Genomic DNA, 22,153 nt, shown 5'->3' with positions numbered 1-22,153 from the left:
CTACTCTCCCGCGCACCGGGAGCGGGCGCAGGAGGACACGCTCGTCGTGGCCGGGGGCGCCCGCCCACAGGCCCGGCGCCTCGACCGCCTGACCGAGCCGGCCCTCACGCAGTCGTCGGGGAGCGCGCCCTACGATGCTCAGGTGTCCCGGACCAAGGCCGTCGTCGTCGCGTGCGTCACGCTCGTGGGTCTCGCGCTGACCTACGAGGCAGGGGCGATCCTCCTGGCCGAGTCCGACGAGGGAGGGATCCCGCCCGCGTCCGCGGTCCCCGCGCTCCCGCAGGGTGTCACGATCACGACCGACGGGATGGGGTGCGGCTCGGGTGGCTGCTGGCGCGAGCTGACCCTGTCCGGCCCGCCGGGGCAGTCACCCACCGACCTCGCCGCGAGCGTCGCCCCTGCGGGCCAGGCGTGCACCGGACGCAGCTGGATCACCGCGCGCCGAGTCTGCTCCGACGTCACCGTGACGGGGGACGAGGTGCGGTTGAACCTGTACTACGACCGACCGCTCGGGCTCTGACCTCGGCCAGCGGGGTCGCCGGTTCCCGGTCTGCTAGGCCGACGCAGCGTCCTCGGTGTCCGGCTCCGCAGCTCCCGAGCGCTCGAGCGCGCCCCGGTAGACCCTCAGCCGCTCGACCTGGAGCTCGGAGAACATGGGTGCGTCGACGTCCTCGATGGGCGTGGTCCGCAGGAAGGTCAGGATCTCGCTCTGCGTCTCGTCGATCTCGGCGAGTCGTGCTCGGTCGGCGTCGTCGAGGAGCTGCCAGACGTCGACGAAGGTAGGCGCGTGCATCTCCCCAGTTTCAGGTACCTGCCGCCCGGGCGCACGCCGGTCGGGCATCGAGTGACCGCCGTCACAACCTGGTCGGCAGTGCTGAGCGCGGCCCGACGGACGTCCTGGTGCGGCGTGCGCGCGAGGTGCGCGGCGCCGTCGGGCACTCGCGCACACCGGGCGAACCGGACGCCCTGCCGCCATGATGGGAGGGCCCCCGCCACCCGTCCCCCACCCGATCGGAAGCCCCTCATGACGAACCTCGAGCTGCTCACCGACGCGCACCTCACGCGCGCCCGCGACGGCGACAACGGCCGCAGCGCAGAGGTCGTGCTGCACGACGGCGTCCTGCGCCAGACCATCATCGCGATCCTCGCGGGCATCGAGCTGGGCGAGCACAACGCTCCCCCGGCCGCGAGCATCCAGGTCCTGCGCGGGCGCGTGCGCGTCACCGCGCTGGGTGGCGACGAGGAGGTCGGGACCGGCGAGCTGCGCGTGCTCACGCACGAGCGGCACGCCGTCGCCGCGCTCGAGGACTCGGCGTTCCTCCTGACCACTGTGACGAGCGTGCCTGCGGCGCAGTGACGAGCGTGCCCCCGGCGCAGTGACACCCGTGCCCCTCGGCGCAGTGACCGCCACCTAGCCCCGGCTCGGCGGGCCTCCCGTCCCCCCGCCGGGGAACTGGCCCGCGCCGCCGCTCGGCATCTGGCCGCGCTGCTGCGTGCTCCCGCTGTCCCCGAGGCCCGAGAGCCCGGTCGAGGTCTCCTCGTCGGTCACGATCTTCTGCGACAGGTCCGCGAGGACCACCTCGTCGCCCGCCTCGAGCCCCGAGGTGATCTCGGTGGTCTCCTGCCCGACGGCGCCGACCTCCACGGTCACGTCCGTCGCCTTCCCGTCGCGCAGGACCGCGACGGTGCGCGCGGTCCCCGTCGCTCGCACGGCCGACGTCGGGACGACGAGCACGTCCTTGCCGCCCGCGACCGTGATCGACGCCTGCGCCGACGACCCCTCGTAGAGGGTGTCGTCCTGCGGGTCGAGCGCGATCGTCACGGGGTACTCGGGGGTCGAGGACGTGCTCGTGCTGAGCACCCCGATGCTGCTGACCGTGCCCGTGCGCACGGTCGGGTCGTCGGACACGGTCACGGCCGTCTCCTGCCCGACGGCGAGGCTCGCCACCGCGGTCAGCGGCACCGTGGTCTCGACGACGTAGCCGTCGTCCCCCAGGACCGTGACGACCGCGGAGGTCGACGACGCCTCGACCTGGTCACCCACCGCGAGCGCGACCTGCGCGACCGTGCCTGCGATCGGGCTCGTCAGGGTCGAGCGTTGCGCGTCGGCCTGGGCGATCGCGACCTGGGCCTCGGCGAGGTCGATCGCGGCACGGTCTGCCAGGATCTGCTGGGCCGAGGCGACCTTCGACCCGCCGGTCGAGCTGCCCCCCGTCGTGGGGCCCGTGGTGCCGCCCGTCCCGCTGCTTCCCGTGCCGCTCGGACCCGTCGCGCCGCCGGTACCGCCCGCGCCCGAACCGTTCGAGCCCGTGCCGCCCCCTGCCGACCCGTCGCTGCCTGAGGGGCCCGACGGCGTGCCCGCGGTTCCTCCGCTGCCGTCACCGGTCCCGCTGCCACTGCCACCCGGGGTCCACTCCCCGGAGCCGCCCGACCGGTCGGCCGCCAGGGCGTCCTGCGCGTTCTGGATCGCGGCGTCGAGCTGGGCCGCGAGGTCGAGCAGCGAGTGCTGCGCGCCGTCGACGTCGCTCTGCGCGCCGAGGGTCGCCGTGATGGCGTCCTGGCACGTGGTGAGCTCGGCGGCGAGGTCGACACCGTCGGGCGCGTCGTCCTCGGGGTCGGCGGGCGCACCGGCATCGCCGGCATCGCCGGCGCTGTCGGAGCCGTCGGCCGCCGCGGACGCGAGGTCCTCCGCGGTCGCGGCGAGGAACGCGGCGCACGCCTCCTGCGAGCCGACGACGCTCGTCGAGCTCGTCTCGAGCGCCGCGGTCGCGGCGTCGTAACCGTCGAGCAGCGCCTGCTGAGCGAGCTCGACGGCCTCGAGCGCCTGCTCCACCTCGGCCGAGGTCGACGCGCTGCCCGCCGAGGGCGACGTCGCCGACGGTGTCGTGGTCGCGGCGGCCTGCGTCACGGTCGACGACACCGACGTCCTCGCGACGGCCTGCGTCACCCCGGGCGTACCGGTGGACGTGGACGTGGACGAGGACAGGGTGGTCGAGGCGGCGGCACCCGAGGAGGCTGCACCTGACGAAGCGGTCGCGCCGGTCGAGGTGGCCGTCGTGCTGCTCGACGACGTCTGCGACGCCAGGTCGTCCTCGAGCGTCTGCTCGGCCCGCGCGAGGGTCTCCTGCGCGGACTCGACCGCGTCCTCGAGCTCGGTGAGGTCCAGGGTCGCGAGCACGTCGCCCGCACTCACGGTGTCCCCCACGCCCACGGCCACGGTCGCGACGGTGCCCGCGACCGAGAACGCGGCGTCGGCCCGCGCGGCCGACGCGACGGTCCCGGCGGCGTCGACGGTCTGGGTGACCTCGCCCGTGGTCGCGGTCGCGGTCCGGTAGGTGCCCGCGCTCCCCCGGTTCGCGGCGAACGCCGCCCCCGCGCCGACGAGGCTCACGACCACGACGGCCGAGACCCCCGACACGACGAGCTTGCGGCGACGCCTGGCCGCCCGGCGCACCGAGGCCGGGGTCCGCACCGGCTCACCGGCCGCCGTCGTCGCGACCGTCGTGCCCTGGTCGGTCATGCCCTGCTCCGTCGTGTCCTGGTCGGTCATGCCCTGCTCCGTCGCGCCCCGGTCGGCCCGGCGGGCCCGCCGCTCCCGCTCACGCATCGTCGCTCCCGCTCTCGCTCGACGTGTCCTGCCCACCGCGGCCGCCGCCCTGACGGGGGCCGTCGCCGGCCGGGCCGCCCTGGCCCATGCCGCCGAAGCCCGTCGAGCACTCGCCGTCGACGGGGTCGGACAGGGTCAGGGTCGCCGCGGTCACGGTGCCCGAGGTGTCGGTCGCCGTCCCGGACGTGGACTCGTCGGACGATCCGTCGGCCGCGCCCGGTTGCGTCCCCACGCTCACGCACAGCCCGACGGCGAGCGCCGAGGCGTCCGACGCGGCCGTCGTCGTGTAGGTGGTCGAGTCGTCCACGGTCACGGCCGAGCTCGTCGGCTCGGCGGTCGACGAGTCGCTCGACCCGTCGCCCGCTCCCGACCCGGCCGTGCCGCTCGACTCGACCGTGATCTCGGTGCCGTCCACAGCCGTGACCTTCCCGGCCACGATCCCGCCGAAGCCGCCTCCGCTCGGGCGATCGGCGCCGTCGGGCATGTCCGTGGGCATGTCGGTCGGGGCCCCCTCCGGGCGTTCGGGGCGGTCACCCGTCTCGTCGCCGGCGTCCTCCCCGGCCGGGGCGTCGCCCGAGGGGCGCTGGCCACCGCCGAACCCGCCCGAGCACTCACCGTCGACCGGCGCGGTCACGGCCACGCTCGTGGCCGCGGCGGCCGACAGGTCGTCCGCGCTCCCCGTGATCGCGACCACGCACGACCCCACGGTCACGGCGTCGAGCGTCGTGGTCGTGGTCCGCGAGACGGTCGTGTCGTCGGTGTACGCGACCGCGGTCTGGGAGTCGGAGGACTGGACCTGGAGCACGCCGTCGGAGATCGCCGCGATCTCCCCCGAGACGCCCCGGGGACCGCTCTGGCTGCCCTGGCCTCCCCGGCCCGCTCCGCCCTGCGCGCTGCTGGTGGCGGTGCTCTCGGCGTCCGAGGCCCCGTCCGTGTCACCGCCCGAGCAGGCGCTCAGCAGCAGGCTCGCGCCCAGCAGGGCCGCGGGGACGGCGAGCAGGCGGCGCGAGCGCGTCGGCCGGGACGCGGGGCTCGGGCGGACGGGTGCGGTGGTGGTCATGAGTCTCTCCTCGACGGCTCCGCGACGGTGCGCGGGACGGACGGACAGGGTGGTGCCTGTCGGGCACCGGGATGGGGGACGGACGGTCGTCGCGCAGGCGGAAGCACGGTCACTCCGAGCGCAGCGCGTCGATGGGCGCGAGCCGCGCGGCCCGGACCGCGGGGTAGACGCCGAACACGACGCCGATCACGAGGGCGATCGCGATGGACCCGACGACCGCGGCGGGCAGCACCACGATCGAGGTGCCCAGCACCCCCGGCAGGACCTTGGCCGCGACGATGCCCAGGGCCGCGCCGATCACGCCTCCCGCGAGCCCGAGGATCGAGGCCTCGACCAGGAACTGACGGCGGATCGCCCACGGTGGCGCGCCCAACGCCTTGCGGAGCCCGATCTCCCGGGTCCGCTCGGTGACGGACACGAGCATGATGTTCATGACGCCGATCCCGCCGACGAGCAGCGACAGCGCCGCGATCCCCGTGAGCAGGACCGTGAGCGTCCGGTAGACCGACGTCGCCGTGGACACCAGGGCGTCCTGGCTGTTGATCGAGAAGTCCGCCGAGTCGGCGTCGGTGATGCCGTGCAGGTTGAGCAGCACGGCCTCGGCCTCCTGGTAGGCCGCGGACAGGACGTCCTCGGAGGCCGCCTTGAGGTAGATGGTCGAGACCGACGACCGCGTGGTGCCACCCATGACCTGGTTCGCCGCGGTGCTCAGCGGGATGACGGCCATGTCGTCGAGGTCGCTCGACGAGTCGGCCCCGGCCTCGGCCAGGACACCGACGACCGAGAAGACCGTGCCCTCGATCGTCACGCTGCGCCCGACGGCGTCGGGCGACCCGAACAGCTCGGTCGCAGTCTCGGCACCCAGCACCACGACCGCGGCCTGGTCGGCCTCGTCCTCCGCGGTGAAGAACTCACCCAGGGCGAGCTCGCGCGCCCGGACGTCGGTCCAGTCCTCGGTCGTGCCGATGACCTGGGTGGTCCAGTTGGTCTCGCTCGTCTCGACCGAGAGCGACGACGTCTTCTCGGGGGCGACCCCGGCGACGTCGGGCGCGTTGACGTCCGAGGCGAGCGCCTCGGCGTCGGAGCGCGTGAGGGTCGCGCCGGAACCGAAACCGCCGCGCATCCCCTCGCTGTCCGTGCTGGACCCGGGCGTGACGATCAGGAGGTTCGAACCGAGCGCGCTGATCTGCTCGCTCACGTCCTTCTGCGTCCCGAGCCCGAGCCCGATCGTGAGGATCACCGCGGCGATCCCGATGAGGATCCCCAGGATCGTCAGGAGCGAACGCATCGCGTGCGACCGGACCGCGGTCCAGCCCGTGAGGAGGGTCTCGCGCCAGGTCACGCGGCCACCCCCGACGTCAGGGTGTCGCTCTGGATGAGCCCGTCGCGGACGCGCACGATCCGGCGCGCCCGCTCGGCGACCTCGAGCTCGTGCGTGATGAGCACGATCGTGCGGCCCTGCGCGTGCAGGTCGTCGAACAGCCCCAGGACGTCCTCGGTCGAGGCCGAGTCGAGGTTTCCGGTCGGCTCGTCCGCGAGGATCATCGCCGGTTCGCCCACGAGCGCTCGGGCCACGGCGACGCGCTGCTGCTGGCCGCCCGAGAGCTCACCGGGCCGGTTCGCGAGCCGGTCGCCCAGGCCCACGCGTTCGAGCGCGGCGGTCGCCCGTGCGCGACGCTCGTCGGGCGCGACGCGCCGGTAGGTCAGCGGCAGCTCGACGTTGCGCCACGCCGACAGCGAGGGCAGCAGGTGGAACTGCTGGAACACGAAGCCGATCTGATGGTTGCGGATCGCGGCCAGGTCCTCCTCGTCCAGGTCGCCCACGTCGTCGCCCGCGAGGCGGTACTGCCCGGTCGTGAGGACGTCGAGACAGCCCAGGATGTTCATGAGCGTCGACTTGCCGGAACCCGAGGGGCCCATGATCGCGACGTACTCCCCCTGGTGGATCGCGAGGTCCACGCCGCGCAGCGCCTCGAACTCGACCGTGCCCGTGCGGTACGTCTTGCCCGCGGCGTGCAGCTCGATGACCGGGCCCTGCTCGTCGGTGGCACGCCCGGCCGCCCGGGGCTCGCCCTCGCGGGCGCGGGCCGGAGCGCCCAGGGTGTGCGCCGTCGTCGGGCCTGCGAGGTCAGCCATTGCGCTGTCCCCCGCCCTGGCCGCCCGGGCCACCCATCTGGCTGGGGTCGAAGCCCTCGGGGACCTGGCTCGGGTCGAAGTCCCCGCCGCCGGGCATCTGCCCGGTCTGGCCCGACTCGCCGCCCGTGCCGGTCTCGGTGCGCTGGACGACCTGGACCAGGACCTCGTCGCCCTCCTCGAGGCCGCTCGTGATCTCGACCAGGCTCCCGGTCGTCTCGCCGACCGTCACGACCGTCGTGACCTCCTCGCCGTCCTCGCCCGCCTGCGTGACGACCGACTCGCCGTCGACCGTGCGCACCGCGGCGCTCGGGACCGTGAGCACGTCGGTGCGGCGCTCGTAGATGATCTCGGCGTCTGCGGTCACACCGTCGTGCAGGCCCTCGGGCGAGCCCGTCACGGAGATCGTGACCGGGTACGTCGCGGTGCCCGACGACGTCGAGGGCAGCAGACCGATCGTCGCGACCGTGCCGAAGACCGTGTCCTCGAGCCCGTCGACCGTGAGCTCGACCTGGTTGCCGACCGCGAGGTGGGGCAGGTCGGAGTCGCCCACCGTGGCCGTCGCCTCCCAGGCGTCGGTGCCCACGATCACGAAGGCCGCGCCCGACGAGGTGGTCGTGGTGCTGCTCGTCGCCCCCGGGGCGGACCCGCCGGCTCCGCCCGTGGTGCCGGAGTCCGCACCGGAACCGGACGTGCTCGACGTCGTCGAGCCCGTGACGGCCTGCCCCACCGACACGTTGACCTCGGTCACGAGGCCCGCGGCAGGGGCCGTGAGCGTCGCGCCCGCGAGCGCCGCCTCGGCCGCGGTGACCGCTGACTGCGCGACCTCGACCTGCGCCTGGTCCGCGCTGATGCGCGCGAGGTCGGCGGCCGAGCCGTCGGACGAGTCCTGGCTGTCGGCGAGCGTCGCCTGCGCCTCGGCGAGGTCGGCCTTCGCGGACAGGACCGCGGCGTCGAGCTGCAGGGTGTCGATCGTCGCGAGCGCCTGGCCCGCCTCGACCGTGTCGCCTGCCTGCACGTCGACGGCGGTCACGGTGCCCGACCCGGCGAACGACACCTCCTCCTGGACGCTCGGCGTGAGGGTCGCGGTCGTCGTGACGCTCTGCTGGACCGTGCTGAGGCTCGCGGCGACCGACTGCGTGGTCGCCTCGGGTGCGGCGGCGGCCGACGAGGGTTGGCGGAGCACGAACCAGTAGACGGCACCGGCCACGAGCGCCAGCGCGAGCGCCCCGGCGATCACCCGCGTCCTGGTGCTCGTGCGTCTGAGCAGCTTGCCCATGTTCTCCCTCACGTCCTGCGCGCACGAGGGCGCGACGGTCAATGAGGGCGACGGTAGGGAGCGGCTCTGGGGTCGTGCTGTCACGAACCTATGCGGAGGCTATGAATCGTGGGGTGATGGCTCGTGCGCTCCGGTCATCTGGGTGCCGAGCACGAGGTTGCGGTCGTTCTCGGGCGGGTAGCGACCGCAACCTCGTGCTCGGCGGTCGGTGGTCGGTGGTCGGCAGCGGGCAACCGGCCACCGGCAGTCGGCAGCGGGCAACCGGCAGGAGGTCAGCGCAGGATCTGCTGGATGCCGCCCCGCTGGTCGCGACGAAGAGGCTCCCGGTCGTCGAGCGCCGTCATGGGGCGGACGGCTCGCCGTCGTACCCGAGCGTCTCGTCGAGCCAGTCGTACGCGCGCTGGTGGAACACGGCCCGGCCCGTCATCTCGCAGTGACCCGTGACGTCCTCCTCGGGGCCGAGCTCGACGTACTCGGTGGGGCAGCCGAGGTTCTCGGCCAGGGTCCGCGCGGACACGGAGAGGTCGTCGCCGACCGTGCGGCAGACCAGCGTCGGGCACTCGATCAGGTGCTCGCGCCCGCGCATCGTGTAGTCGCGCGTCATCCTGATGAGCTCCATGGGATCGTCGACGCCGTGCACCCACAGGTTCCGGCGCAGCGCCCACCCTGCCGAGGTCTTCTTCAGGAGCTGGCGCAACGTGGCCTCGACGACCTTGAGGGCAGCACCGTGGTCGTCCTCGAGGTGTCCGGCGAGGAGCGCCGGGAACCTCGAGGTGACCGTGTCGTACAGGTCGTACGGTCCGCTGTCGGCGATGCAGGCCACGAGCCGGTGCTCTCCCGACGCGGCCCGCGGCGCGAGGTACCCGCCGAAGCTCCAACCGTGCACGACGATCCGCTGCGGGTCCACCTCGGCCAGGGTCAGCGCGTGGTCGACCACCGCGGTGACCACGGTCTCCCAGTCCGGCCGGAACGGGATCCCCTGGTCGAGGATCACGCTGCCCTGCCCCGGACCGTCGAACGCGAGGACGTCGTACCCTCGCTCGAGCGCCGCGACCGCGTTCGCGAAGTAGAGCTCCTCGGCCGTGCCGTCGTAGCCGTCGACGAGGAGGACCGTGGGGCGTCGGCGCCCGTCGTCGGACGCCCGGTAGAAGTACCCGGGCAGCGTCCCGTCCTCGAACGGGATCTCGAGCACGTCGGGGGGCAGGTCGAGCAGCGCGGCCCCCTTGCGGAACGTGTCGGTCTGCCGGCGCGCGCTCTCCCGGAACCTGTCGTCGACGGGTGCCCCCATGAGGAAGAGGCCGGCCGTCCGGTAGTAGTTCGAAGCGCGGAGGTAGGCCCGGCGGGCGCTCGCGGTGTGGCCCGCGATGTCGCTCTCCTCAGCCGTCTTCTCGACCCGGGCAGCGGTCGCCGACCACTCGTCGTACCACCGGTCGCCGTCGCTGTGCGAGATGCGCCGGGCCGTCTCGATGCACTCGCCGACCTCCGCGCCGCCCTGCGCGACGTAGGCGAGCGCGCGGACGAGCTGTGCGTCGAAGAGCTCGTCGTGAAGGACCAGGGTCATGGCGGCTCCGCCCGTCGTCGGTCCGTCCAGGCTAGGACGCCCCCGCGAGCGTCGCGCGCGGACGACGCGCCGTCCCCTCTTGACGGACCGGGAATGCTGCGGCAAGATCGTGAGTTGTCGATACCCCAGGGGGGTATAGCCGAGCGAAGGCTCGCCCGGCGCGATACGAGGAAGGACGGGACGATGAATCCCATGGACCACGACGAGCACGGTGGCCACTCCGGTCACGACCACCCAGGGGACGGCCGACCGGACCGGGCCCGCCCGGGCCAGGCACCCCAGGTCGGCCACACCGCGCACACCGCGGCGGTCACGGCGCCGGGGCACGAGCACCACGACGCGCACTCCGACCACGACATGGCGCACGCGAGCCACGGCGACCACTCGGCCCACGCGAACCACGCCGGCCACGACATGGCCGCGATGCCCGGCACGGACCACTCGGCCCACGCTGGACACAGCGGTCACTCGGGCCACGGCGGCCACTCGGGCCACGTCGCGATGTTCCGCCGCCTGTTCTGGATCATGCTCGCGCTCGCGGTCCCGACGGTCCTCGCGAGCGAGATGTTCGCGTCGATCCTCGGCTACTCGCTGCCCGACGTGCCGGGCATCGCCTGGGTCTCGCCGGTCCTCGGCACGATCATGTTCGTCTGGGGCGGCCGGCCGTTCCTCACGGGTGCGGTCGACGAGCTCAAGGCCCGCAAGCCCGGGATGATGCTGCTCATCGCGCTCGCGATCACGGTCGCGTTCGTGTCGTCGTGGGGCGCGAGCCTGGGGATCCTGTCGCACGAGCTCGACTTCTGGTGGGAGCTCGCGCTCCTGGTCGTCATCATGCTGCTGGGCCACTGGATCGAGATGCGCTCGCTCGCGCAGTCGTCGTCGGCCCTCGAGTCGCTCGCGGCCCTGCTGCCCGACGAGGCCGAGCGCGTGGGCGACGACGGCCAGGTGACCACGGTGTCCCCGACGGACCTCGTGGTGGGGGACGTCGTCGTCGTGCGCCCTGGCGGGCGCGTGCCCGCCGACGGCGTGGTCTCCGAGGGCACCGCGGACGTCGACGAGTCCATGATCACGGGCGAGTCGCGCCCGGTGCGCCGGACGGTCGGCGACCACGTCGTGGCCGGGACGGTCGCGACCGACCAGGCACTGCGGGTCAAGGTCGACGCGGTCGGCGACGACACGGCCCTCGCGGGCATCCAGCGCCTCGTGGCCGAGGCCCAGGCCTCGTCCTCGCACGCCCAGCGCCTCGCCGACCGCGCCGCGGGCTGGCTCTTCTGGTTCGCGCTCGGCGCCGCGGTGCTGACCCTGGTCGCGTGGAGCATCTGGGGCACCCCGGAGAACGCCCTGATCCGGACCATCACGGTCCTCGTCATCGCGTGCCCCCATGCGCTGGGCCTCGCGATCCCGCTCGTGGTGTCCATCTCGACCGAGCGCGCGGCCAAGGCGGGCGTGCTCGTCAAGGACCGCATGGCGCTCGAGCAAATGCGCACGGTCGACGCCGTCCTGTTCGACAAGACCGGCACACTGACCAAGGGCGAGCCCGTCGTGACGCACCTGAGGGCCGCGTCGGGCAGCGAGGACGACCTGCTCGCGCTGGCCGCGGCGGTCGAGGCCGACTCGCAGCACCCGCTGGCGCGTGCGATCGTGGGCGCCGCCGCGGACAGGGGCGTGCGGGTCCCGCGCGCCGAGGGCTTCCGGTCCTCGACGGCCGTGGGCGTCTCGGGCCTGGTGGACGGTCGTCGCATCGCGGTGGGCGGCCCCTCGCTCCTGCGCGAGCACGGCCTGTCTCCCCTGCCCGACGCCGCCGCGTGGGAAGGCGGTGGGGCGACGGTCCTGCACGCGCTCGCCCTCTCGGACGACGCAGTCGACGGGTCCGCGGACGGTGCCGAGATCCTGGGCGCGTTCGCCCTGGCCGACGAGATCCGGCCCGAGTCCCGCGAGGCGATCGACGCGCTGCACCGGCGCGGCATCCGCGTCGTCATGATCACGGGCGACGCCCTGGCCGTGGCGCAGTCGGTCGCGGACGAGCTCGGTATCGACGAGGTCTTCGCCGAAGTCCGCCCGGGCGACAAGGGGGCCAAGGTCTCCGAGCTCCAGGACCGTGGGCACAAGGTCGCGATGGTGGGCGACGGCGTCAACGACGCCCCGGCACTCGCCCAGGCGGACGTGGGGATCGCGATCGGCGCGGGCACCGACGTGGCCATCGCGTCGGCCGGGGTCATCCTCGCGAGCGACGACCCCCGCTCGGTCCTGTCCGTGATCGAGCTGTCCCGGGCGAGCTACCGCAAGATGAAGCAGAACCTGTGGTGGGCCGCGGGGTACAACCTGGTGTCCGTGCCGCTCGCGGCGGGCGTCCTGGCCCCGGTCGGGTTCGTCATGCCCATGGCCGTGGGCGCCCTGCTCATGTCTCTGTCGACCGTGATCGTGGCCCTCAACGCGCAGCTCCTGCGCAGGCTGGACCTCGACCCGGCGCGCGTGGCAGCGTCCTGATCCTCGTGCCCGTCCTGTCCTCCGCCCTGCGGCCACCGCGAACCTCCGGCCCCGTCCGGCGGTTCGCGGTGCTGCTCGGGATGCTGGTGCTGCTCGGCGGGTTCGTCGGGATGCACCAGATGTCGGGCAGCCCCGTGGCGCACGGCGCGACGCACCCCGTCGTGGCAGGCGTGGCGGGCCCGGCGAGCCACGCAGCGGGCGACGTCGACGCGGAGGAGGGGGCGCCGTCGGGCACGGGGCACGGCGAGCTCGAGGCGATGTGCCTCATGGTGCTCGTCGCACTCGTGTCGCTCGCGGGCCCCGCACCGGCACGCCGCCTGCCCGACGGCGCCACGTACCTCGCGCGCGTCGTCGCGCACTGGTGGCGGCTCGGGTGGGCGCTGCGCCCGCCGTCGCTCGTCGCGCTCGGGATCAGTCGGAGATAGGAGCTCGGCCCTTCGCGGGCCGCAGCACGCCATCACCGCCGCGAGGACTTGCGGCACACCGACACAGCCGCGAGGACTCGCGGCACACCGACACACCTGAGGGACGAACGATGAACAAGCACATCCTGACCAGGGCCACGATCGGCCTGACGCTCGGCTCGACGCTGCTCCTCGCGGGCTGCTCCGACGCCCGCGACGGCACGACAGGAGACATGGAGGGCCACGACATGGGCGAGAACACCTCGCAGGGCACACCGGGCGCGGACGCCGGCGCATCGGCGAACGACGCGGACGTGATGTTCGCGCAGATGATGATCCCGCACCACGAGCAGGCGCTCGTGATGTCGCGGATCGTGCTCGGCACCGACGGCGTCGACCCCGCGGTCGTCGACCTCGCGACGCGCATCGAGGGCGCACAGGCGCCGGAGATCGAGCGCATGAACGGGTTCCTCGAGGAGTGGGGCGCCGAGGCGTCGGGCGACCACTCGGGCCACTCCATGGACGGGATGCTCACCGACGAGGAGATCCAGGCGCTCGAGGACGCCGACGCTGCGACCGTCTCGCGGCTGTTCCTCGAGGGCATGATCGCGCACCACCAGGGCGCGGTCGACATGGCCGAGACCGAGCTCGCCGACGGTGAGAACCCCGAGGCGCGCGAGCTGGCGCAGGCCATCATCGACGCGCAGGAGGCCGAGATCGCGGAGATGCAGGAGCTGCTCGCGGGGCTGTAGCCGCGCTGCCGGGTGCCGGGTGCCGAACACGAGGTTGCGGTCGAAATGAGGACGTCGGCGACCGCAACCTCGTGGTCGACCGCACGGAACCTCGTGCTCGACGGCACCTCATGGTCGCCCGGAGCCCGCCCTCCTGGCCGAGCATGCGGTTGTCGTCGGGAATCCCCAGGAGACGGACGACAACCGCAGGGTCGAGGAACGGCGACCGCATGCTCGGCACCGCCCGGCCCGCCGCTGCGAGACTGGACCCATGACGCGATCACCAGCTCCAGCGGTCGGCGGGCTCCTCCTCACCCCAGGGGCCGGGGCCGGTCGCGACCACCCGACGCTCGTCGCGGTCGAGGAGGCCGTCGCGCCGCTGCCCGTGCGACGGGTCGACTTCCCGTACCGGATCGCCGGGAAGCGCATGCCCGACCGCGCGCCGGTCGCCGTCGCGCACCTGGTCGAGGAGGCCGGGCGCTTCGCTGCCGAGGAGGGCTTCGCGCCGGACCGGCTCGTGCTCGGCGGCCGGTCGTACGGCGGGCGCATGTGCTCGATCGCCGTGGCCGAGGGCCTGCCCGCGGCCGGGCTCGTGCTGCTGAGCTATCCCCTGCACCCGCCGGGCAAGCCTGACAAGCTGCGCGTCGACCACTTCGCGCAGCTCACGGTGCCCGTGCTGTTCGTGTCGGGCACGACCGACCCGTTCGGCTCGCCCGAGGAGTTCGACGAGCACGTCGCGGCGATCCCCGGCCCTGTCACGCAGGTGCGCCTGCCCGGGGCGCACGACGTGCGGAACGACCACGCGGCGGTGAGCGCCGCCGTCGTGCAGTGGTTGGCGACGCTCTGACGCGTCGCGCGTGGGGCGCACGACCGCCGCGACGCTCGTGCGCGCAGGCCGGTCCACCCTGCCCTGGAGCGGCGTCCACCTGACCGGCAGGGCCACGGACACCGAGCCCGACGTCGGAGCGCGAGCCCCGGACGAGGCGGCAGCGCGGGAGCGGCGAGCGCGGTGTCGAGGGCCAGGAGGCCCCCCGGACCAGAAGGGTTGCCAACAGTTTGGCAGCGCTTCCACATTCACCCGGGTGAGCGGTACCTTTAACGCTCACATGTCCGGTTTGGGTAGTGGAGACAGGCATGTCGGAAGAGTACGGTGAACTGAACAACCGTCCAGTTCAGTATCTGGCCAGCCCCGCTCGAACACCCTGAGCCGAGGGCACCCCACCCCCCGGAAAGGTCCTCCTTGATGCGCGCAGTACCCGTCGCACTCCTGACGACAGCGATCCTCGCGGCCACCCCCGCGATCGCGATCGCCGGCGGCTCCGACGCCCCGACCCCGTACACCGTGACCGCCGCGGGCGTGACGCTGCCGACGGGCACGACCTACGTCGACGGCGGTCACGTGAACTACCGGGCGACGGCACTCGACGGGACCGGGTCCCGGAGCTTCGGCACCCACTTCGAGTCGCTCAACAACCGGCCGTCCGGCAAGTACATCGGCACGAGCTTCTACGACTTCAACGGTGCCGCCACCGCGTTCCCCGACGGCTACTGCGTGACCTGGGTCCAGGTCGCCGAGTACGACGAGCACTTCGGAGAGGGCGGGCAGAAGCCCGTCTGCACGACCGACAAGACGACTCCCGAGACGCCTGGCACGCCGCTGGTCCCCGTGGTCCCGGGCGCCGAGCTCCCGACCGACGAGGAGAGCCCCGCCGTCCCTGGGACCCCCAAGGGCCCGGACGAGGTCACCACGCCCCCGGCCGCAGACGGCGAGCCCGACGAGCCCATCACCGTCCCCCGCGAGACGACCGAGGTCCCCGTGTCCGACGCCGCCGACCCGGTGAACCTCGAGGGTGCCGCGCTCGTGTCGAACTCGGTCTCCGCGGAGAAGGAGGACGGCCTGGCCGCCACCGGCTCGAACGCGATGCTGATCGCCGCCGGTGCCGCAGCCCTGCTCGCCGCCGGCGTCGGCGCGGTGCTCGTCGGCCGTCGCGTGCAGCGCGGCTGACCCACCGAACGCACGGGAGCCCCCGCCTGGGAGCCGTCCGCAGAGCCCTCTGCTGCGGCCCCGGGCGGGGGCTCCCGCGCGTACGGGTTCGACCGGCCCGGTCCGGCCGGCCGAGCGACCTGGGCGGGGCCCGCCCGGACGGGCAGCTCTCAGCGCAGAGGCTCGGCCGGGTACTCGGCGGGAGCCTTGCCCAGGGCGTCGGACAGCTCGCGGCGCTCCTCCAGGACGCCGGGGCGCTCCTGGTGCATCTCGGCGATCACGGCCTCCTGGGCGGCGGGCGCCAGGTGGTCGAAGTAGAGGGTGCCGTCGAGGTGCTGGGCCTCGTGCTGGAGGGCACGGCCGAAGAAGTGCGTGCCCGTGAGCTCGACGGGGTTGCCGTGCTGGTCGAACCCGCGGACGGTCGCCTTCACGGGGCGGGCCAGCGGCGAGTAGGCGCCGGGGATCGAGAGGCAGCCCTCGTCGCTCTCCTCGATCTCGTCACCCGGGCCGTCGAAGACCTCGAGCACGGGGTTGACGACGTGCCCGACGTGGCGGTCCTCGTTCTCGTCCTCGACGTCGTAGACGAAGATCCGGAGGTCCACCCCGACCTGCGGTCCGGCGAGGCCCACGCCTTCCGCGACGAACATCGTGGTGAACATGTCGTCGACGAGCTGCGCGAGCTCGGGAGTGCCGAACTCGGTCACCTCGCGGCACGGGGTGTGCAGGACCGCCTCACCGATCTCGGTGATGCGCAGGATGGTGCCGCGCTCGACCTGGGGGGCGATCTCCGGGAAGCTCTTGACCGGCTGGCCCAGGACGTAGGTGACAGGGCGACGACGGCCGAAGGTGAACATGGGACAAGCCTAGGTGGTGGCTCGCGGAGGTCCGCCCGCGGTCGCTCGTCCCGGCCCCCACCCTTCGGGTCACCTGGAGGTCCGGACGAGGTTGCGATCCCGCATCGGTCGGCTCCACCGTCGCGCGCCGCGCTTACGCTGGACGTGGAACCAGCGAAGGCGGTGCAGCATGGGCATCCGGATGCGTGTTCTCGTCGGCGCGTCGGTCGCCTCCTTGGTGCTCGCAGGGTGCGCGAGCCCCGACACCCCGGCAGACGATGCGTCGCCGAGCGCCCCCTCATCGAGCACGTCAGCACCGCGCGACGAGACCCCCGCACCGACCACAGAAGCCCCGAAGACCACCGAGCCGCCCGAGCCGGAGGCGGCCGCGGAGGCGCCACCCGCGTTCGAGGACCTCGTCATCAGCACCTCGGGCCTCGGCCCCCTCGCGATCGGGGTCCCGGTGGAGTCGAATCCCGGAGCTGCGATGCTGCGCTGGTCACCTGACGAGTGCGCGGGCATGGGCGACGGCGACCCCGGCCGGTGGGTCACGACCTACCCGGGTTCCGACGGCGGGTATCCGTCCGCCGTCGAGGTCACCGACTCGGGGGTCGTCTGGATCGACGTCCTCCAGGCGGGCCCTCGCACCGCAGAGGGGGTCGGCATCGGCACCGATCTGGCGACGTTGCAGGCCACCTACCCGAACCTGGTCGCGGGGACCCCTGGACCGGTGTCGAACGTCTGGTGGCTCGCCGGCCCCGACGGCTACCTGGTCTTCGAGACCCAGGGCGACAAGGACGGGCTCCAGCCGGCAGGGACGCCGGAGCAGGTCGTCCTCATGCGGGTCCTGCACCCCACGGCCGACCCCGACTTCGCGGCCGCCAACTCCGACTGGGTCGCGGGCGGCTGCCTGTAGCCCCGAGCAGGTCCAGAGCACCTGCCCGGACAACGCAGAAGGCCCGGAACCGTCGAGGTTCCGGGCCTTCTTGTCTGAGCCGCCTAACAGAATCGAACTGTTGACCTTCTCATTACGAGTGAGACGCTCTACCGACTGAGCTAAGGCGGCGCGTACCGGACGTCCCGCCTTGCGGCGCTCCGTTTCAGCAAGCGTCGCTACTGTACCCAACGCGAGGGCGTCGAGACAAACCGACCTCCGCGACGGCGCTGAGCGGGCCCCTCAGGAGCCCGCCGGGGCCTACCGGAGCCAGCCCGAGTCCGAGCCGGCCACGACAGGTCAGCCCCGGAACGCCCGCTCAGCAGACCTTCCCGTCCTCGGGGACCTTCCCGTCGACCAGGTACGCGTCCACGGCGTCCTCGAGGCACGCGTTCGAGCGGCCGTAGGCAGTGTGGCCCTCACCCTCCCACGTGAGCAGCACGCCCGAGTCGAGCGCCTTGGCCAGGCCCTCGGCCCAGACGTAGGGGGTCGCGGGGTCGTTCGTGGTCCCGATCACGACGATGGGCGCAGCACCCTCGGCGTGCAGGTCGAACTCCTGGTCCGCGACCGGGTAGGCCCAGTCGACGCACGCCATGCCGCCGTAGGTGAAGAACGAGCCCATGGTCGGGGCGGCCTCCTCGATCTGGGCTGCCTGCTCCTTCATGAACTCGGGGTCGGGGTTGCCGCGCGCGTCGAGGCAGTTGACGGCCCGGAAGGCCTCGGCCGAGTTGTCGCTGAAGGTCCCGTCGGCGTTGCGGCTGTTGTAGAGGTCCGCGAAGCTCAGCAGCATGGTGCCGTCGTTGCCGTTGATCGCGGCGTCGAGGGCCGCCGTCAGCGCGTACCAGTTCTCGTTGTTGTAGAGCGGCAGCGCGATCCCGTAGAACGCGAGCGTCTGCGTCAGGCGTCGGTCGCTGCTCGTCTTGAGGGGCCGCTCGCCGACCTGGTCCAGGAACGCGCGGATCTGCGCCATACCGTCGTCGACGGTCCCCGTGAGCGGGCAGTCCTTGCCGCCCTGGCAGTCCTCGACGTAGGCACGCAGGGCGTTCTCGAAGCCGACGGCCTGCTGCGCCCCGATCTCGTCGGAGGACAGCGTGGTGTCGATCGCGCCGTCGAGCACCATGCGCCCGACCTTCTCCGGGTACAGCCCCGCGTAGGTGGCGCCGAGCTGGGTCCCGTAGGAGAAGCCGAGGTAGTTGAGCTTCGAGTCCCCCAGGACCGCGCGCAGCATGTCCATGTCCCGTGCCGCGCTCTGGGTGTCGACGTTGCCCAGGAGGTCTCCGGTGTTCTGGGCGCACGCGTCGGCCCATGCCTTGAGGTCGGCGGCCATCGCGGCACGCCCCTCGTCGCTGTCCTCGAACGAGCGAGAGAGCGACTCGTCCTTGGCCGCGTCGTCGAGGCAGACCACGGGCGTCGAGGACCCGACGCCGCGCGGGTCGAACCCGATCAGGTCGTAGGCCTCGCGCACGGGCTCCCCGATCCCGGCGGCGGCGCTCGTGATGTACTCGACGCCCGAACCGCCCGGCCCCCCGGGGTTCGTCAGCAGCGACCCGATCTTCTCGCCCTCGGCCGGCAGCCGCTTGAGCGCGAGCTCGATCGTGCCCTGCTCGGGGTCCTTCCAGCTCAGCGGTGCGATCGCGGTCGTGCACTCGAACCCGCCACCGCAGTCCTCCCACTGGAGGGTCTGGCCGTAGAACTCGGCGAGCTCTGCGGGCACCTCCTCCCCGGTTCCCGTCGAACCCGACGACGCAGTCTGTGCGGGGCTCTGCACCTTGGGCGAGGGGGCGCACGCGCCGAGCAGCAGGGCGAGGGCGAGCGTCGCAGCGGACAGCGCTGACGTGCGGCGGGAGGGCGTCTTCACCCGGCAACGGTAACGGGTCGGGCTGGGCCGGGACCTCGTTCGAGGCCCCGCGCCCAGCCCTTTCACGCGAACTTCACGGGCGGCGGCCCGTGCCGCCCGCCGGCGCCGTCAGGAGGTCAGGACTGCTCGACCCACGCGGCCTCGCCGACCTGGCCCGCTGCGGCGCGCGGGGTCAGCACGACCGACCCGGCCTCGTCGAGCTTCACGGTCACGTCGGCCGACTCGTCGACGCCCTCGGGCGCCTTGACGACCGTGGTCCAGGCGCGCATGTCCATGGTGCAGGGCTTGTTGTCCTCGACCTTCTCGAAGGTCACGACGACGTCGCTCCCCTCGAGGGTCGCCTCGCCCTCGGCGACGGTCGGGCACGTGCTCGACCCGAACGTCACGACGTACAGGTAGCCGTCCTCGGCGGTCCAGGCCGCCCCCGTGCCACCGTTCGAGGGCGCGTCGATCCCGTCGGGCAGGTCGACGCCGTTGGCCCCCGCCTCGATCGTCAGGTCGGCTGCGTCGGGCAGAGCCTCGGGCGTCTCCTCGGCCGGCGTGGTCTCCTCGGCGCTGCTGCTCTCCTCGGTGGGCGTCGTGCCGCCCGAGTCGGTGTCGGTGCCGCACGCGGTGAGCGCGAGGAGCGCGACGAGCGAGACGGCGGGGGCGAGGCGGCGCAGGGAAGTCATGGGCGGTACTCCTTCGAGGCATCGTCGCGGGCCCGCGGTGGCGTCACCCGTCACCCACATCATGTCGCGCGGCCCGTCGTTCTTGCCCTCCGACACTGGGAGCGACGCGGATCACACCCGGCAGTTCACCCGGGAACGACCTCCGCGGCCGGGGACCACGGCGAGGCCTCAGCGCGAGGGCGCTCCGCCGTCGGGCGCCCCGACCGCCCGCGCCCCCACGGCCCCCACCCCCGCGACCGACGTCCCTGCCCGGAGCATCGCGACGAACGCGGCCAGCGTGGGCGACGTGTTCTGCGGCGACCACGCCGCGCCGATGTCGCGCGTCGTGACGGGCTCGTCGAGACGGAGCTCGACGCCCTCGTGCACGGCGTGACGCGCGGGCGGCAGGACGCTCACTCCCAGTCCCGCGGCCACGAGCCCGCGGACGGTGTGCAGGTCCTCGCCCTCGAACCCGACGGTCGGTCGCACGCCCGCGGCGGCGCACAGCGCGTCGACCGTCCCGCGCAGGCCGTACCCGTGCTTGAGCGTGATGAACGTCGAGCGCGCAGCGTCCCGCAGCGAGGCGCTGGGACGCCTCGCGAGCTCGTGCCCCGCCGGGACCATGAGGACCAGCGGCTCCTGGAAGAGCGTGAGGGTGTCGAGCCCGGGCGGGGCCGGCACGAGGCGCGAGACCAGGGCGATGTCCGCCTCGCCCGCGGCGAGCGCGTCGAGGCACGTCCTGCGCGCCCCCTGCGTCATGGTGAAGCGGACCGCGGGGTGCCCCGTGAGGAACTCCTTGATGAGCGCCGGGACCACGGACTCGCCGAGCGACGTCTGGAACGCGACCGACAGGGTGCCGCGCGCGAGCGCCTCGGACGATCGGACCGCGTCGACGCCCGCGCCGAGGGCCGCGAGCGCCTGGCGCGCGTGGGGCAGCAGGGCGCGGCCCGCGTCGGTCAGGCGGATGCCGCGTCCGTGCCGCTCGACGACGGGGACGCCCAGCACCTCCCCGACACGGGCGACCGCCCGGGACACGGTGGGTTGGGGGGCCCGCAGCATCGCGGCGGCGAGGGTCACCTGCTCGACCTCGGCGACCGCGACGAACGCGGGCAGCAGGGGCAGCAGGCGGCGGGTCTGCTCGTCGAGGGCGGCATCCATGCGTTGAGCGTATGCGTTGATCACAAGACATGCATTGGACGCAAGAGTCGGCGCTTCCTAGCGTCGGGCGCATGACCACGACCCTGGCGCCCGCCCTCCTCCAGCCTGCAGCGTGGACGGGCCACCGGCGCGGCTCCCGGGGATATCGCCGGACGGTCGTGGCGCTCGTGTGCGCGGGGGTCGCGACGTTCGCGCAGCTCTACTCGCCGCAGGGCGTCCTCCCGGCGGTCGCGACCGGTCTCGGCGTCTCGGCCCCGACGGCCTCGCTCACGGTCTCGGCCGCGACGCTCGGTCTCGCGCTCGCGGTCCTGCCCTGGTCCGTGGTCGCCGACCGTGTCGGACGCGTGCGCGCCATGCGGGCCGCGCTCGTGGCCGCGAGCGCCCTGGGTGTCCTGGCCCCGTTCGCGCCCACGACCGAGCTGCTCGTCGCGGGCCGTTTCCTCGAGGGGGCTGCGCTGGGCGGGGTGCCCGCGCTGGCCGTCACGCTCCTGCACGAGGAGGTCCACGCCGCGCGCACGGCCGTGGTCGCGGGGCTGTTCGTGGGCGGGGCGTCGGTGGGCGGGCTCGGTGGGCGGGTGATCGCGGTCGCGGTCGCCGAGGCGGCGGGCTGGCGCCTTGGCCTGGCAGCGGTGTCGGCGCTGTGCGCGGTCGCGACCGTGGCGTTCGTGCTGCTCGTGCCCCGGGCACAGGGCTTCTCGCCGGGCGGCGTGACCCTGCGCGAGGTGGGCGCGCTGGTGACCGCGAACCTGCGCGACCGCGGCCTGCTCGTCCTGTACGCCAACGGCGCCCTGGTCATCGGCGGGTTCGTGACGGTCTACAACTACCTGGGCTTCCGCCTCGAGGCCCCGCCCTTCCTGCTGTCGCCTGCGATCACGTCGCTCGTGTTCTTCGCCTACCTGGGCGGGACGGTGTCGTCGAGGCTCGCGGGGAGCCTGACGATCCGGTGGGGGCGCCGCCGCGTCCTGGCGGCGGCGGGGGCCGCGATGAGCGCTGGGGCGCTCCTGACGCTCGCCCCGCAGCTGCCCGTGATCCTGGTGGGCGTCGTGGTCCTGACCGCGGCGTTCTTCGGGGCGCACGCGGTCGCGTCGGGGTGGGTGGGGCACCGGGCGGTCGTGGGGCGGGCGCAGGCGACGTCGCTCTACAACGTCTTCTACTACGCGGCGTCGAGCCTGCTCGGATGGCTCGGGGGCGTCGCGTGGGTGCACGCCGGGTGGACGGGCGTCGCGCTCTTCGTGGCGGCAGCGACGCTCGCAGCGCCCCTCCTCGCACTGGGGTCGCGGTCGCTGCGCGAACCTGCTATCGCGACGAGACGCGCAGGCCACCGTCAGAACCTGACACCGTCACCCGTCGCGGCAGGGAGCTCTTCAGGGTCGTGAGCTTGCCCCTCGCACCGTCGAGGTGCCGCCAGCGGCCGCGGCCGTCGTCAGAGACATGAGCCCCTGCCCGACGGCGGAACGCGCCGCCGCGCGTCACC

The 22,153-nt window shown here is 73.5% G+C and carries 20 protein-coding genes and 1 tRNA gene; 9 read left to right on the top strand and 12 right to left on the bottom strand.

Features of this window, described 5'->3' with window-relative positions:
• The first annotated feature begins 142 nt into the window (after positions 1–142).
• A complete protein-coding gene (locus ACFWGN_RS17015; RefSeq protein WP_377618462.1) occupies positions 143–520 on the top strand; it encodes a hypothetical protein in 378 nt (125 codons plus the stop codon).
• A 33-nt stretch (positions 521–553) separates the two neighbouring features.
• Here ACFWGN_RS17015 and ACFWGN_RS17010 read toward each other — a convergent pair whose 3' ends face one another.
• Complete coding sequence (locus ACFWGN_RS17010; protein ID WP_377618460.1) at positions 554–793, bottom strand: hypothetical protein; 240 nt, start codon at positions 791–793, stop codon at positions 554–556.
• 231 nt (positions 794–1,024) lie between these two features.
• Between ACFWGN_RS17010 and ACFWGN_RS17005 the strand changes: the two genes are divergently transcribed.
• Positions 1,025–1,357, top strand: a complete 333-nt coding sequence (locus tag ACFWGN_RS17005) for a cupin (protein ID WP_377618458.1) — start codon at positions 1,025–1,027, stop codon at positions 1,355–1,357.
• A gap of 54 nt (positions 1,358–1,411) precedes the next feature.
• Here the strand turns inward: ACFWGN_RS17005 and ACFWGN_RS17000 are convergent, their stop codons facing one another.
• The 6 genes from ACFWGN_RS17000 to ACFWGN_RS16975 form a co-directional block, all read right to left on the bottom strand.
• On the bottom strand, positions 1,412–3,550 hold the full coding sequence (locus tag ACFWGN_RS17000; RefSeq protein WP_377618457.1) for an HlyD family efflux transporter periplasmic adaptor subunit: 2,139 nt from the start codon (positions 3,548–3,550) through the stop codon (positions 1,412–1,414).
• A gap of 49 nt (positions 3,551–3,599) precedes the next feature.
• Positions 3,600–4,667 (bottom strand): hypothetical protein, encoded by a 1,068-nt coding sequence (locus ACFWGN_RS16995; protein WP_377618455.1) that lies wholly within the window; start codon positions 4,665–4,667, stop codon positions 3,600–3,602.
• Between the two features lie 109 nt (positions 4,668–4,776).
• Entirely contained in the window at positions 4,777–6,009 is a 1,233-nt protein-coding gene (locus ACFWGN_RS16990; protein ID WP_377618453.1) for an ABC transporter permease, read from the bottom strand.
• Complete coding sequence (locus tag ACFWGN_RS16985; RefSeq protein WP_377618451.1) at positions 6,006–6,803, bottom strand: ABC transporter ATP-binding protein; 798 nt, start codon at positions 6,801–6,803, stop codon at positions 6,006–6,008. Before ACFWGN_RS16985 ends, ACFWGN_RS16990 begins: the two co-directional genes overlap by 4 nt.
• Positions 6,796–8,121 carry an efflux RND transporter periplasmic adaptor subunit gene (locus ACFWGN_RS16980; RefSeq protein WP_225219872.1) on the bottom strand — a complete coding sequence of 442 codons (1,326 nt, stop codon included), beginning with the start codon at positions 8,119–8,121 and terminating at the stop codon, positions 6,796–6,798. The genes ACFWGN_RS16985 and ACFWGN_RS16980 overlap by 8 nt, the downstream gene beginning before the upstream one ends.
• 298 nt (positions 8,122–8,419) lie before the next feature.
• Positions 8,420–9,640 carry an alpha/beta hydrolase family protein gene (locus tag ACFWGN_RS16975; protein WP_377618449.1) on the bottom strand — a complete coding sequence of 407 codons (1,221 nt, stop codon included), beginning with the start codon at positions 9,638–9,640 and terminating at the stop codon, positions 8,420–8,422.
• A 192-nt stretch (positions 9,641–9,832) separates the two neighbouring features.
• On the opposite strand from ACFWGN_RS16975, the gene ACFWGN_RS16970 reads away from it, so the two are divergent.
• From ACFWGN_RS16970 to ACFWGN_RS16950, 5 genes are all read left to right on the top strand, one after another.
• Entirely contained in the window at positions 9,833–12,127 is a 2,295-nt protein-coding gene (locus ACFWGN_RS16970) for a heavy metal translocating P-type ATPase (protein ID WP_377618447.1), read from the top strand.
• 5 nt (positions 12,128–12,132) lie between these two features.
• Positions 12,133–12,552: a hypothetical protein gene (locus ACFWGN_RS16965; protein ID WP_377618445.1), complete on the top strand. Its 420-nt coding sequence runs from the start codon at positions 12,133–12,135 to the stop codon at positions 12,550–12,552.
• 110 nt (positions 12,553–12,662) lie between these two features.
• Positions 12,663–13,283, top strand: coding sequence for a DUF305 domain-containing protein (locus ACFWGN_RS16960; protein WP_377618443.1), 621 nt, complete (start codon positions 12,663–12,665; stop codon positions 13,281–13,283).
• 250 nt (positions 13,284–13,533) lie between these two features.
• Positions 13,534–14,109, top strand: a complete 576-nt coding sequence (locus ACFWGN_RS16955) for an alpha/beta family hydrolase (protein WP_191800836.1) — start codon at positions 13,534–13,536, stop codon at positions 14,107–14,109.
• A gap of 396 nt (positions 14,110–14,505) precedes the next feature.
• Entirely contained in the window at positions 14,506–15,267 is a 762-nt protein-coding gene (locus tag ACFWGN_RS16950; RefSeq protein ID WP_377618441.1) for a hypothetical protein, read from the top strand.
• A 149-nt stretch (positions 15,268–15,416) separates the two neighbouring features.
• Here ACFWGN_RS16950 and def read toward each other — a convergent pair whose 3' ends face one another.
• A complete protein-coding gene (def, locus tag ACFWGN_RS16945; RefSeq protein WP_377618439.1) occupies positions 15,417–16,100 on the bottom strand; it encodes a peptide deformylase in 684 nt (227 codons plus the stop codon).
• Positions 16,101–16,269: 169 nt separating this feature from the next.
• On the opposite strand from def, the gene ACFWGN_RS16940 reads away from it, so the two are divergent.
• Positions 16,270–16,995, top strand: coding sequence for a hypothetical protein (locus ACFWGN_RS16940; RefSeq protein WP_377618438.1), 726 nt, complete (start codon positions 16,270–16,272; stop codon positions 16,993–16,995).
• A 77-nt stretch (positions 16,996–17,072) separates the two neighbouring features.
• Here the strand turns inward: ACFWGN_RS16940 and ACFWGN_RS16935 are convergent.
• The 4 genes from ACFWGN_RS16935 to ACFWGN_RS16920 form a co-directional block, all read right to left on the bottom strand.
• A tRNA-Thr gene (locus ACFWGN_RS16935) sits at positions 17,073–17,145 on the bottom strand.
• Between the two features lie 187 nt (positions 17,146–17,332).
• Positions 17,333–18,871, bottom strand: coding sequence for an alpha/beta hydrolase (locus ACFWGN_RS16930; RefSeq protein WP_377618436.1), 1,539 nt, complete (start codon positions 18,869–18,871; stop codon positions 17,333–17,335).
• A gap of 116 nt (positions 18,872–18,987) precedes the next feature.
• Positions 18,988–19,542, bottom strand: coding sequence for a hypothetical protein (locus ACFWGN_RS16925; RefSeq protein WP_191800830.1), 555 nt, complete (start codon positions 19,540–19,542; stop codon positions 18,988–18,990).
• A 168-nt stretch (positions 19,543–19,710) separates the two neighbouring features.
• Positions 19,711–20,679, bottom strand: coding sequence for a LysR substrate-binding domain-containing protein (locus ACFWGN_RS16920; protein ID WP_377618434.1), 969 nt, complete (start codon positions 20,677–20,679; stop codon positions 19,711–19,713).
• Positions 20,680–20,750: 71 nt separating this feature from the next.
• Here ACFWGN_RS16920 and ACFWGN_RS16915 point away from each other — a divergent pair, with 71 nt between their 5' ends.
• Positions 20,751–22,055: an MFS transporter gene (locus ACFWGN_RS16915; protein ID WP_377618432.1), complete on the top strand. Its 1,305-nt coding sequence runs from the start codon at positions 20,751–20,753 to the stop codon at positions 22,053–22,055.
• Positions 22,056–22,153: the final 98 nt, after the last annotated feature.

It is taken from the genome of Oerskovia sp. NPDC060338, from assembly GCF_042726295.1.
GTDB lineage: Bacteria > Actinomycetota > Actinomycetes > Actinomycetales > Cellulomonadaceae > Oerskovia > Oerskovia merdavium.
This window is presented reverse-complemented; position numbering and strand designations above follow the sequence as displayed.

Bases quoted from the DNA above. Each gene is read 5' to 3' on its own strand.
- ACFWGN_RS17010 (WP_377618460.1), bottom strand. From the start codon at position 793: ATGCACGCGCCTACCTTCGTCGACGTCTGGCAGCTCCTCGACGACGCC.
- ACFWGN_RS17005 (WP_377618458.1), top strand. From the start codon at position 1,025: ATGACGAACCTCGAGCTGCTCACCGACGCGCACCTCACGCGCGCCCGC.
- ACFWGN_RS17000 (WP_377618457.1), bottom strand. From the start codon at position 3,550: ATGACCGACCAGGACACGACGGAGCAGGGCATGACCGACCAGGGCACG.
- ACFWGN_RS16995 (WP_377618455.1), bottom strand. From the start codon at position 4,667: ATGACCACCACCGCACCCGTCCGCCCGAGCCCCGCGTCCCGGCCGACG.
- ACFWGN_RS16985 (WP_377618451.1), bottom strand. From the start codon at position 6,803: ATGGCTGACCTCGCAGGCCCGACGACGGCGCACACCCTGGGCGCTCCG.
- ACFWGN_RS16975 (WP_377618449.1), bottom strand. From the start codon at position 9,640: ATGACCCTGGTCCTTCACGACGAGCTCTTCGACGCACAGCTCGTCCGC.
- ACFWGN_RS16970 (WP_377618447.1), top strand. From the start codon at position 9,833: ATGGACCACGACGAGCACGGTGGCCACTCCGGTCACGACCACCCAGGG.
- ACFWGN_RS16960 (WP_377618443.1), top strand. From the start codon at position 12,663: ATGAACAAGCACATCCTGACCAGGGCCACGATCGGCCTGACGCTCGGC.
- ACFWGN_RS16955 (WP_191800836.1), top strand. From the start codon at position 13,534: ATGACGCGATCACCAGCTCCAGCGGTCGGCGGGCTCCTCCTCACCCCA.
- ACFWGN_RS16950 (WP_377618441.1), top strand. From the start codon at position 14,506: ATGCGCGCAGTACCCGTCGCACTCCTGACGACAGCGATCCTCGCGGCC.
- def (WP_377618439.1), bottom strand. From the start codon at position 16,100: ATGTTCACCTTCGGCCGTCGTCGCCCTGTCACCTACGTCCTGGGCCAG.
- ACFWGN_RS16940 (WP_377618438.1), top strand. From the start codon at position 16,270: ATGGGCATCCGGATGCGTGTTCTCGTCGGCGCGTCGGTCGCCTCCTTG.
- ACFWGN_RS16925 (WP_191800830.1), bottom strand. From the start codon at position 19,542: ATGACTTCCCTGCGCCGCCTCGCCCCCGCCGTCTCGCTCGTCGCGCTC.
- ACFWGN_RS16920 (WP_377618434.1), bottom strand. From the start codon at position 20,679: ATGGATGCCGCCCTCGACGAGCAGACCCGCCGCCTGCTGCCCCTGCTG.
- ACFWGN_RS16915 (WP_377618432.1), top strand. From the start codon at position 20,751: ATGACCACGACCCTGGCGCCCGCCCTCCTCCAGCCTGCAGCGTGGACG.